A 6,085-nucleotide genomic window follows, 5' to 3' on the forward strand; every position below is an offset into this window, starting at 1 on the left:
CTCTATTCTTCATCACCGTGTACGGCATGCATAGCCGCCACATAGCCTGTGGAAAAGGCAGCTTGTAGATTATAGCCTCCTGTAAAAGCATCGATATCCAATACTTCACCAACGCCATATAAACCACTAATCAACTTGGATTCCATAGTTTTAGGATTAAATTCTTTTAAAGAAATACCACCTGCTGTAACGATGGCTTCTGCTACAGGTCGCAATTCCTTAACAGTTAACGTCATATGTTGTAACACATGACACAAACGTAAACGCTCTTCCTTCGTAATCTGATTAATCGGTTTAGCTGGATCTAATTCAGCAAGCTTAATAACTATGGGAATGAGATTTACCGGAAGTAAGTCTTTCATACCATTAGCTAATTGTTTTTTAGAATATAAATCAAAGTCCTTTTGTAAGCGTTTATCCAATACCTCAGCAGTCAAAGCAGGCTTAAGATTGATTTCAATTGTAATTTGAGGGTTCTTCTTACGTAGCAACTTACCTACCGTATGACTTAACGACAAAATCGTAGGGCCCGTAATGCCAAAATGAGTAAACATCATTTCCCCAAATTGTTTAGCCTGTACTTTATTCTTAGAAACTACAGACACTTCAACATTACGAAGACTAAGCCCCATAATGTCTTTTACCCATGCTTCGTTTGTAACGATAGGTACCAAAGATGGACGAATATCAGTGATCGTATGTCCCACTTTTTCAGCTAAAACATAACCATCACCAGTTGAACCTGTTAATGGATATGATGCACCGCCTGTACAAATGATGGCAGCATCACAAGCATATTGTTCCTTATCTGTTGTAACGCCTACTACGCGATTATCCTTTACCGTAATAGATGTAACAGGTTCATTCAAATGAACTTGAACATTATACTTTTTAAGGATTTTCATGAACGTATTGCGAACCTCTAAAGCTGAGTCGGATTCTGGGAACACACGGCCCCCTCGTTCAACCTTGGTTTTTAATCCCCAACTATGCAGTAAATCTAAAAGGTCCTCATTGCTGAAACGTTCATAGGCACCATATAAGAACTTGCCATTACCAGGTGTATTTTTAATAAACTCAGCCATATCTGCACTATTTGTGATATTACAGCGACCTTTACCGGTAATGCCCATTTTCTTACCAACCATATTCATTTTTTCTAATAAGATGACACGAGCTCCTTCACGGCCAGCTATAACAGATGCCATTAAGCCTGCCGCACCACCACCAATGACTATGATTTGTTTCATTTCTTACCTGTTTCTAACGCTTTTAGAGCTTTCACTTCACGAATTGTAAGCTGACGAGAAGCACCACGTTTAACACCGCCCAAGGTGAGACCAGCATAGGCAATACGTTTTAAATTATGAATGCGGTACCCAAAGTGTTCAAACATACGGCGAACTTGTCGATTACGACCTTCATGAATAGTAATCTCTACTTCATGTACACCGTTATGATCATCAAAACCTAAATCTACAATTGTAGCAGGTGCAGTCATACCGTCTTCAAGTTTCACACCATTAGCTATAACTTGTAAGTCTTCATCGCGAACGCGACCTTTGATGCGCACTTCATAAGTTTTTTCCACACCTTTAGAGGGATGTGTTAAGTTTTGTGCTAACTCACCATCATTAGTAAGTAGTAATAAACCTTCTGTATACAAGTCGAGACGGCCCACAGGATAAATGCGTTTAGATTCATTTTTAATATAATCTAAAACAGTTTCTCGACCTTGAGGGTCAGATACAGATGTAATGACACCTTTTGGTTTATTTAATAAATAATATACAGGCTTTTCCTGAGCTAATAATTGGCCATTAACCTTAACTTTATCTTTTTGAGGGTTTATTTTAACGCCAAGCTCTGTAACCTTTCGGCCATTTACCTGCACCTTACCCTCTGTAATTAGTTCTTCTGCTTTACGTCGTGATGCAATACCACAACTAGCAATATATTTTTGTAATCGTTCCATATTATCCTTCTGCTTCCGAAACTTCTTGATGTAAAGCTTCTATCGATTCTACACCAGCACTTCTTAAAAATTCATCAGTCGTACCATATAGAATAGGTCTGCCTACAGTATCTTTATGGCCTAACTCAGCTATAAGAGATCTAGTAAGCAATTGTTTTATGATTTTATCACTATTTACACCGCGTACTTCTTCAATTTCAGCTTTAGTAATTGGTTGCTTATAAGCAATAACTGCCAGTGTTTCCATAGCCGCATTAGACAGTTTATCTTCTCGCTTGCGGATATGACCTACATACTCAGCACTTTCTATAGCACTAACTAATTCAACACCAGCCCCAGACATACGAAGTCGAATACCTCGATGTTGATCTTCTAACTCCCGTTTTAATTCATTTATATAGGCTTGTATGTCGTCTCGTGAAAGACCGAATACCTCTTCTAACATATCGATTGATATAGGTTTTGCCGCTGCAAACAAAACAGCCTCTAAATGCATTGTTGGTAAGCTCATATAGTCCCCTTTCTACACGGCTCCATCTAAAGCAGCAGTGAATATAATATCATCATCTTCGTAGCGCATTTCCATTACTTGCTGCTTTAACAATTCAAGAACAGCCATAAAGATTGTTACCATACCACTTTTAGTTTCTATAGCTACTAATAATTCCCTAAAGTGTAAACTTTCACCACGACGTATACGACTCGACAACGATAGAATCATATCCTCTAAACTATACGTATCTTTTTCTACCTTAACCTCTCGAATAGGCTCCTCTTCAGGTATTTCTTTAGCCCGTTGTAATGTTTGGTAAAAGATTTGATATAACTGTGAAAGTTTTAGATTATATACATTATCTAAACCGAGAACACTAGTTTCTTCAGGACGACTAAAAATATTTGCTGATACGGCTGTTCGCTCCATCAATAGAGATGTAAAATCTTTAATCTTTTTAAACTCAACTAATTTAGCTACTAACTCATCCCGTGGATCTTCAGCATCCTCTGGCTCAGGTTCAGCCTTAGGCAATAACATACGCGATTTGATTTGTAATAATGTGGAAGCCATAACAAGAAATTCACTACTATAGTGAATATCAAAATGGTTCCAGTTATCTAGATACTCCAAGTATTGACTCGTTATCTCAACGATAGGAATATCGGTGATTTCTATTTTATGTTTTTCAATGAGATGCAGCAGCAAATCAAGGGGACCTTCAAAGACGTCCAACTTGTAATTATAATCTCCCATAAACCCCAATCCTTAGAAAGATATACTTTAACTATATAATTATAAAGCATTTATAGTAGTACTTTCAAATAATTGTTTTTTTTACACTCATCTGCTATCTTTAATAATATAATTATTATATATTATAAAGATATATTATTGTGTGTTCCTTTAAGAGAGGCTTTATTATGTCATCTAGTTTAAAGCAAATTGGGCGTAACCCCATTTTTCGCTTTGGTATTATAGGTATTGTTTTATATATCATTCTATTTTTAATTTACGAACCCATTACACTAGGCTTAGATGTAGAGGATATTACAATTTTAGCGGTGCCCACCATTGTTGGTACATTCTTGTTTCAATATTTTATGGGCTGCACCGTTTTCCATAGACCATTTTTAGGATATGGATTGGTAGGTATTTTATGGGCTCTTACCTTCCCACTTCTATTTCACTGGTCTTATGTAAAACCATTGTACTTCTATGAATTTGCCAATGATTTCTTATTTGGTTTATTGATTTTTATGGGTTTATCGGGCATTCAGTTTTTACTCAATCAAACGAATCGCTTCCATAAAACAACATCCTTAATCATGGCTATCATTTCCATGATTCTTAGCCTCATCCCATTCTTACAAATTGGCTATTACATGACTACATGGCACTGTTTAACACCAGCTAGTCTATTAGCAGTCTATATGACTAATCCAGAAGAAGCATTTGGTTTCTTAAAAAATGCAGCTGGTATTCCTGGTCTAATTGCAGTCGGCATCGGTCTTGTATTGTGGACATATTTATTATACTGGTCTAATTTAGGTATGAAAGCGGTAGTTAATTTAAATACTACACGCCCTATGCGTTCTGCTATGCTCATCGCTTCTATCGTAACCTTTCTTGTATATGTACCGTTCTTCTTATTCCCTCAAACATGTATCGTAGCCAACTGGATTGCTGCCGGTGATTATGTAAAACAAATGCAGCAATATAATGATAACCATCATATAGTATTTGATTCCTTTAACTTAGATACTAAAGAAACAGCCGCCCAGAAAGCACCGGGAACTATTATTCTCGTCATCGGTGAATCTAGCTCTCGTGATTATATGAAAGTATATAATCCGAACTTCCCTTATGATGATACACCATGGCAAGGAAATATGCGTGCAGACAATAAAGATTTTATATTCTTTGATAACGCCTATTCCTCTTATGTACAAACAGTACCAACTTTAGAGCGTGCTCTATCTGAACGAAACCAGTACGACGATAGACCATTCCTTGATTCAGCAAACATCTTAGACGTAGCCAAAAAAGCGGGATACACAACTTCTTGGTTTAGCAACCAAGGTGTATTCGGAGAATATGATACAGCTATTTCGTTGATGGCTAAAACTGCAGACACTACAAAATGGTCTCATGAGTCTTATGCGTTCTCCGATCGCTATGACGAAGCACTATTGCCATTATTAGAAACTGTAGACCCTACTAAAAATAACTTTATTGTTATTCATATTATGGGTAGTCATATTTATTACAATGACCGTTACCCTCATGAATTTAGTAAGTGGAAACAAGGTCCGTATCCTGACGGCCAAGAAGCATATGCAAATAGTCAGTTATATACAGACTGGTTATTACAACAAATTTACACCTATGGTAAAGATAAATTGAATTTACAAGCTATGGTATACTTCTCCGATCACGGTGAAAGTTTAGATAAGTCTCACAATCCTGATACATTCGACTTTGTTATGACACATATTCCATTCTGGGTATACCTATCTCCACAATATCGTACAGCCTATCCACAAACGGCAGATGTGCTAACTAAACACGAGCATCAATTCTTTACGAATGATCTGCTATATGACACATTAGTAGGTCTCATGCAGGCACCTAACTATCGTTACGATGCTACGCGAGACTTCAGTAATGCTCAATATCGATTCAATTTACATAACTTAACTACATTACTTGGTGAACAGCCATTAGTTAATGATCCTGTTAATGCTGGTAAATAACAGAAGTACATACCTATAGTTAATATGTCAAAAATAATGCCCTATAACACACTATGTATTAACAATAAACGTTAACTTAATAAAAGAAAAAGAGATGAGTTAAACTCATCTCTTTTTTTGTGCCAACAAAAGATCTATATCATGTTCCGTATAAATTCTAATATTTTCCGCTAATAAAGCCTCTACAGTACATCCATGACCATCTTTTAAGGTTCTCGTAAAGGAACCATCATAAATGCGTTTATAACCACAACTAGGACTTTTGGCCTTCAATAGAGCTTGTTCACATTTATATTCAATAGCTATACGAACTGTAAGCTCTGCACCTCGAATAAACTGTGTTGTCACATCTGTCCCATCAGCAGTGCATATACGATTTCCTTGACGCTCAGCAGGATCTCTCGGTGTGCATAGCCCACCCAACACCTCTGGACATACAGGTACTAATTCATAATACTCATTCAGAAGGTCAAGTGCTTCTATATAATTATCTTTTCCATCATAGCGACAAGGAACACCACATAAGCATTCACTAATCAATAGTTTAGGTTTATTATTCATAGCAATACTTTTTATTAATTCAGATAAGAAAAAAAGACTAACCGAAGTTAGTCTTAATTGGTGCCGAGGACCGGAATCGAACCGGTACGGTTGTCTCCAACCGACGGATTTTAAGTCCGTTGCGTCTGCCTGTTCCGCCACCCCGGCATGGGTAACGATTGTGGAGGCGGCACCCAGAATCGAACTGGGGAATAAAGGTTTTGCAGACCTCTGCCTTACCGCTTGGCTATGCCGCCATATAAAGTTGGAGCGGGAAACGAGATTCGAACTCGCGACCCCCGCCTTGGCAAGGCGGTGCTC

At 37.5% G+C, this 6,085-nt stretch carries 6 protein-coding genes and 2 tRNA genes; 1 reads left to right on the forward strand and 7 read right to left on the reverse strand.

The genetic code is table 11. The features are described from left to right. Positions 1–2: 2 nt before the first annotated feature. From RYM16_RS01155 to RYM16_RS01170, 4 genes are read right to left on the reverse strand one after another with little or no spacing between them, the layout of a single operon-like run. The gene (locus tag RYM16_RS01155) at positions 3–1,250 is read right to left on the reverse strand and encodes an NAD(P)/FAD-dependent oxidoreductase (protein ID WP_009351447.1); all 1,248 of its coding nucleotides are present in this window, start codon (positions 1,248–1,250) and stop codon (positions 3–5) included. Further along, complete coding sequence (locus tag RYM16_RS01160) at positions 1,247–1,975, reverse strand: pseudouridine synthase (RefSeq protein WP_009351499.1); 729 nt, start codon at positions 1,973–1,975, stop codon at positions 1,247–1,249. Before RYM16_RS01160 ends, RYM16_RS01155 begins: the two co-directional genes overlap by 4 nt. A gap of 1 nt (position 1,976) precedes the next feature. Next, positions 1,977–2,486, reverse strand: a complete 510-nt coding sequence (scpB, locus tag RYM16_RS01165; protein WP_009351503.1) for an SMC-Scp complex subunit ScpB — start codon at positions 2,484–2,486, stop codon at positions 1,977–1,979. A gap of 12 nt (positions 2,487–2,498) precedes the next feature. Then, positions 2,499–3,224 (reverse strand): ScpA family protein, encoded by a 726-nt coding sequence (locus tag RYM16_RS01170; protein WP_009351451.1) that lies wholly within the window; start codon positions 3,222–3,224, stop codon positions 2,499–2,501. A gap of 167 nt (positions 3,225–3,391) precedes the next feature. Between RYM16_RS01170 and RYM16_RS01175 the strand changes: the two genes are divergently transcribed. Then, positions 3,392–5,224, forward strand: coding sequence for a phosphoethanolamine transferase (locus tag RYM16_RS01175; RefSeq protein ID WP_009351468.1), 1,833 nt, complete (start codon positions 3,392–3,394; stop codon positions 5,222–5,224). 105 nt (positions 5,225–5,329) lie between these two features. Here the strand turns inward: RYM16_RS01175 and RYM16_RS01180 are convergent, their stop codons facing one another. From RYM16_RS01180 to RYM16_RS01190, 3 genes are all read right to left on the reverse strand, one after another. Beyond that, positions 5,330–5,785: a DUF523 domain-containing protein gene (locus RYM16_RS01180; RefSeq protein ID WP_314981842.1), complete on the reverse strand. Its 456-nt coding sequence runs from the start codon at positions 5,783–5,785 to the stop codon at positions 5,330–5,332. 58 nt (positions 5,786–5,843) lie between these two features. Next, positions 5,844–5,932: transfer RNA gene (locus tag RYM16_RS01185), tRNA-Leu, on the reverse strand. A gap of 14 nt (positions 5,933–5,946) precedes the next feature. After that, positions 5,947–6,021, reverse strand: a tRNA-Cys gene (locus RYM16_RS01190). Between the last annotated feature and the right edge of the window lie 64 nt (positions 6,022–6,085).

The sequence above is a fragment of the uncultured Veillonella sp. genome, assembly GCF_963524655.1.
GTDB lineage: Bacteria > Bacillota > Negativicutes > Veillonellales > Veillonellaceae > Veillonella.